Below are 5,542 nucleotides of genomic sequence, written 5' to 3' on the forward strand. Positions count from 1 at the left end.
GAAACGCACCATGGCTGGATATTCTCCATCCAGTTGAAGTAGGTTTTCTCCCACGACTTCGGCACGATATCGAAACCGCCATTCGCCTTGCCCTTGCGGGCCGCCTCGATGGCTGGCTTGGCAAGCGTTTCGGCGTCGACATACCATTGGTCGGTCAACCACGGCTCAATCACTTGGCCCGAACGGTCGCCAAAGGGTGTCTGGATGACGCGGTCTTCTACCTTTTCAAGCAGGCCCAAGGCGTCCAGTGCCGCAACCACCATCTTGCGTGCGTTGGTCGGTTCGCCCTCGATGCCAAAGCGGTATTGCCCGATATACTCTGCCGGAATGAGGCCATCGGCGGTCTGCACAACGCGACCTTCGCCATCAAGCATGTTGAACATGTCGCTGGCCTTGAACCCTGCGCGCTTGCCGACTTCGAAGTCGTTGAAGTCATGCCCCGGTGTGATTTTCACGGCGCCTGAACCCAATTCCGGATCAGCATGCTCGTCCGTCACGATCGGGATCAAACGGCCCGTAATCGGCAAGCGGACATTTTTGCCGACCAAGTGCGCATAACGTTCATCCGACGGGTTCACCGCGACCGCCATGTCGGCCAGCATCGTTTCAGGCCGTGTGGTGGCAACGCTAATAAAGCCACTGCCGTCTTCTAACGGATATTTGAAGTGCCAGAATTTGCCGTTGATCTCCCGCGTTTCCACCTCAAGGTCGGAAATCGCGGTTTTAAGGCCCGGGTCCCAGTTTACGAGGCGTTTGTCGCGATACAGCAATTTTTGATTATAAAGATCGACAAACACTTTGATGACGGCCTTTGAAAAGCCCTCATCCATGGTGAAGCGTTCATTCTCCCAATCCATGGAGCAGCCCAGCCGGCGCAACTGGCCCGTGATTTCGCCGCCGCTTTCTGTTTTCCATTCCCACACTTTGGCGATGAATTCTTCGCGCGTGAAATCGGTGCGCTTCTGCTGGCGGGCATTGAGTTGCCGTTCGACGACCATCTGTGTCGCAATGCCGGCGTGGTCAGTACCGACCACCCACAAGGCGTCCTTGCCCTGCAAACGCGCATGGCGGATGAGGATATCCTGCAAGGTGTTGTCGAGCGCATGGCCGATGTGCAAGCTTCCCGTCACATTGGGCGGCGGGTTCACAATTGTATACGGCTCTGCATCAGGGCGCTCAGGACGAAATGCACCAGTGGATTCCCAATGTGCATACCATTTCGCCTCAATCGCGGCGGGGTCAAAAGTCTTGTCGATAGTCATGGGAAGTGGCTTTGCCAGCGCATGCGCGATTGGGCAAGGTTTTCGCAGGAAATCGTTGGCTTATCCTATAACATTACGCCGCGCGGCGCCGAAAGATAAAGAATGCGGCTGCAAATCCGCCTGCGACGAGCAGGCTCAACCACAATTCCTTCGACGCCGATGGGTCAAGACCTTTTGCAACCAATATCACCAGCATCGCCGCCATCGCGACGTAGGTTCCATAGGGATGGAACCACATTTTAATCTGCAACCGCGCCGGGTCTTCCGCTTCATATTTGCGGCGCAGTTTAAGCTGTGCGGCAGATGTCATGAGGTAGAGCAGAAGCATGGTCACGCCGCAGCTGCTGATCAGGAAGCTGAACACCACATCGCGGGACACCGCGTCGGCGGCGAGGGCGACATAGCTGAAAAGGCTGGCGATCAGAATCGCGCGGGCTGGCACCTTGCGCTCATTGACCTGAACCAGCCACTGTGGCGCGTCCTTATGCTTGGCCAGACCGAATAAGGCACGCGAGGTAACATATAGGCCGGAGTTGAGGCATGACAGCACCGCGACAAGCACCACAGCTTCCATAATTAACTGACCTGCTGGCAAGCCCATATAGGCAAGCGTGGTGGCAAAGGGCGATACCTTGGGCACGATCTCCGTCCACGGCACAACTGACACGATCAGGAAGATGGAGAGCACGTAAAAGATGAGGATGCGCAACGTGACCGAGACGGTCATGCGGCTGATGACCTTTGCCGGTTCTTCGGATTCGGCAGCGGCGATGGTTGCTATTTCTGCGCCAACCAGACTGAATATGGTTGAGGTTGCTGCCGCCAGCACCACTCCCCAGCCATTGGGCACAAAGCCATTATGCGCAGTCAAGTTGTTAAAGCTTGGACCACTGCCGGACGTGATGCCAAAGGCCCATGCAGCGCAGACCAGAATGAAGACGATAATCGCGGCGACTTTGATTGACGAGAACCAGAATTCGAATTCGCCATAAGCGCGTGCAGACAGCAGGTTTACCGCCGTCAGCATCGCCATCAGACCAATGCCGATGGCAAGCTCGGGCACGGCAGGAAACCATCCATGTAAGATTTGTGCGCCAGCAATCGCTTCAATGGCGACAACGACCACCCAGAAATACCAATAGAGCCAGCCCGATAGGAAGCCTGCGAGATGGCCAAGGCCGGCGCGGGCGAAGTCTGGAAAAGTTTGCACGCCATCAACGGCGATCGCCATTTCGGAGATCATCCGCATCACTAGCAAAATGATGAAGCCAGCAATAGCAAAGGAAAAGACAGCGGCTGGTCCGGCCTGACTGATGGTGGTCGACGACCCAACGAACAGCCCGGCACCAATGATGCCGCCAATGGCGATCATTGAGACATGGCGCGACTTCAAACTGCGTGACAGTTCCGCCCCGCCGCCGGTTTCTGTTGCGACATCATGTGCAATATCCGTCATGCCTCCCCCTAAATACTAACGCACCCCAGCCTGCACTGGAACGACGCCAATTTACCCCTAGCTTATTTGGCCTTTAAATGTTGCCCGACCCAATCGAATACGGTCTGGTGCCATTGAATCGAGTTTTTGGGTTTCAGCACCCAGTGATTTTCGTCCGGGAACACGAGCAATTTGGATTCAACACCCTGCTGCTGCAACGCTGTGAAGGCCGCAAGCGACTGCGAATAAGGGATCCGGTAATCCCTTTCGCCATGGATCACCAAAGTCGGCGTTTTCCATTTGGCGACATGATTGACGGGGTTCCATTTTTCCGCGTCGCTGCGCGTGGTCCATGGACCTCCATTGTCCCATTGGTCGAACCATAATTCTTCGGTTTCATAGGCCATCGCGCGCAGGTCAAATATACCCGCATGGTTGACGAGGCATTTGAACCGGTCGGGCCAATTGCCCGAAATCCAGTTCATCATATAGCCGCCATAAGATCCGCCGAGGGCGCAGGCATTATTGGTATCCAGCTGCGCGTCAATCTTGCCGACCGCCTCCATGCCTTTTTGCAAATCTTCGAGCGGCCAGCCGCCCCAATTTTTGTGGATGCTATCGGTGAATTTCTGACCATAACCCGTTGACCCATGGAAATCGATGCTGACCACGGCGTAGCCCTGCGATGCCATAACCGCAGGGTTCCAGCGATAAGACCAGCTGTTGTTAAACGTGCCCTGCGGCCCGCCATGGACCAGCAGAAGCACAGGAAGCTTGCCCGTCGCGCCTTGCGGCTTAACGATTTGACCGTAAACTTGGTCACCATTGGCCCCGATGAAATCGAACTTTTGGTAATTCACGGGATCAAGCATGGCCATCGTATCCGCGTTGACGTTGGTTAGCTGGGTCGTTTTGCCCTTTGTGTCCATATGGACGAGGTCTGATGGCCCGTTGATGCTGTTAATGGCGTATACGACACCGCCATTTTTAAGCAACACGGCTTCGGCAATGCTGCCGCGTTCCGTCAGGCGCTTGATCTTACCCTTTAGGTCAATGCGGTACAGCGGGGTTTCCAAAACATCTTGTGCAGTCACAAGAAGGCTTTTGCTATTTGCTGCCCATGCAAGCGAGGCAACCGAACGGTCCCATGTGTCGGTGAGCGCAGTAACTTTGCCGCTTTTCAGATCTATCAGCTTGATGACGAGCCTGTCAGCTTCGTACGTTGCGCGCGCCATCGATGTCCACGCCAGCCATTTGCCGTCGGGCGATGCCGCCGGCGTTGTATCCATACCCGCATTGTCGGCGGAAAGGTTGACAGGCGTTGGGTTTTGCAGAGCTGAACGGTAAATATCGAGGTTGGTCGATTTGGCTTCATTTGCGTCAGCATGGCGCAATGCGAAAAGCACTGCGCTGCTGTCTGCGCTCCAGCTAATTTCGTCCCCGCCGCCAAAGGGCTTTGATGGCGCATCGCCTACCAGATCGCCATCCATAGCAGTGCCTAGCGTGCCAAGCTTCCCATCGGCGCGCAGCACAACCGTGAAGACCCGGCTGTAGTTGCCTGGCGTTTCCCACTGGTCCCAGTGACGGGTCATCAACTGGTCATATTCGCGGCCAGTGCCAGGACCAGGCTTCGATGTGTCGCCATCCTTGGCGCAACCAAATTCCATGCAATTGCGGGCGATGTCGCCCCAGATAGCGAATTTCAGGCCATCGGGCGAAATTTTAAATCCGCTCACATCGGTTTTGAAATTGCTGGCCTGTGTGGTTGTCGCCGAAGAAATATCGTAGCGCCAGATCTGATCCGAACCGCTTTCGTTGCTTATGTAAAATATGCTTTTGCCATCTGGCGCAAAGGCGGGGTCATGCTCGTTCTTATCTGGCCTCGATGCAAACATCACTGGCTGCGCGCCGGTCGTGCCGAGTTTTAGCATATAGAGGTCAGTCTTGCCCTTATTCGCTTCCAAGTCGGTCTCGCGCAATTGGTACGCGACCATCATTCCATCTGGAGATGCTGCCACAGCCGCTAGCCGCTTCATCATCACAAGGTCGGTTTCGGTCATGGGACGCGCAACGGCATCAGTGGAAAGGCCGCCAAGCGAGATGGCAGAAGTGCCCAGCAGGGCGGCAAGCAGGAAAGTCTTTTTCATACGGCGCACGCTAGTCAGCGAAAAGGCGGCAAGCAAGGGAATTGCAAAGGATCTGGAAGGGCCGCCGATGGCGCGCCATCAACGCACTATTTTGCCGTCCTTCATAACCAGCGTAATATGCTCCAACGCCGTAATGTTGGTCAAAGGGTTTTCTTTTACGGCGACAAGATCGGCGAAACGTCCTGCGGCAATTGCGCCCAACATTTTCTCTTTCCCCAACAGCTCGGCAGCACGGATCGTCGCGCTTTGGATAGCTTGCATCGGGGTCATGCCATAGCGCACCATATACGCAAATTGCTTCGCGTTTTGCCCATGGGGATAAACGCCGCTGTCGGAGCCATAAGCAAGCTTCACGCCTCTCTTCACAGCCTTCGTAAATCCGACACGCTGGACATCGGTGGTCTCTCGATTTTTACGCAGATATTCTTCGGGCCAGCCCTCTTTGGTGCCAATGTCGTCTATATAGTCGCCATTGTAGATATCCATGACGAGCCATGTGCCGCTGGCTTTCGCCATCGCCAGCGCGTCGTCATCAATCAGGCTGGCATGTTCAATAGATCGGACGCCCGCCCGGATCGCGTTTTTTATGCCGACGGCGCCATGGGCGTGGGCGGTTACGAACACCCCCTTTGCCCGCGCGGTTTCCACAACGGCGCGCAGCTGGTCTTCGGTCATTTCTGGTTCACCGGGCTCAGTGC

At 55.6% G+C, this 5,542-nt stretch carries 4 protein-coding genes; all 4 read right to left on the reverse strand.

Annotated elements, in window-relative coordinates; translation table 11 throughout:
- Nucleotides 1–1,262 (reverse strand): class I tRNA ligase family protein (locus tag QE270_RS03575; RefSeq protein ID WP_300035273.1); only part of this gene is annotated, 1,262 nt, incomplete at its 3' end.
- A gap of 73 nt (nucleotides 1,263–1,335) precedes the next feature.
- Nucleotides 1,336–2,718, reverse strand: a complete 1,383-nt coding sequence (locus QE270_RS03580; protein WP_300035275.1) for an amino acid permease — start codon at nucleotides 2,716–2,718, stop codon at nucleotides 1,336–1,338.
- Between the two features lie 62 nt (nucleotides 2,719–2,780).
- Nucleotides 2,781–4,844 (reverse strand): S9 family peptidase, encoded by a 2,064-nt coding sequence (locus QE270_RS03585; protein WP_300035278.1) that lies wholly within the window; start codon nucleotides 4,842–4,844, stop codon nucleotides 2,781–2,783.
- Nucleotides 4,845–4,922: 78 nt separating this feature from the next.
- Nucleotides 4,923–5,542, reverse strand: a 620-nt coding sequence (locus QE270_RS03590) for an amidohydrolase family protein (RefSeq protein ID WP_300035281.1), incomplete at its 5' end; no start/stop codon positions are given.

Source organism: Sphingorhabdus sp. (assembly GCF_029865925.1).
Lineage (GTDB): Bacteria > Pseudomonadota > Alphaproteobacteria > Sphingomonadales > Sphingomonadaceae > Sphingorhabdus_B.

Excerpts from the sequence above, each read along its gene's own strand:
- QE270_RS03580 (WP_300035275.1), bottom strand. The coding sequence starts at position 2,718 with ATGACGGATATTGCACATGATGTCGCAACAGAAACCGGCGGCGGGGCG.
- QE270_RS03585 (WP_300035278.1), bottom strand. The coding sequence starts at position 4,844 with ATGAAAAAGACTTTCCTGCTTGCCGCCCTGCTGGGCACTTCTGCCATC.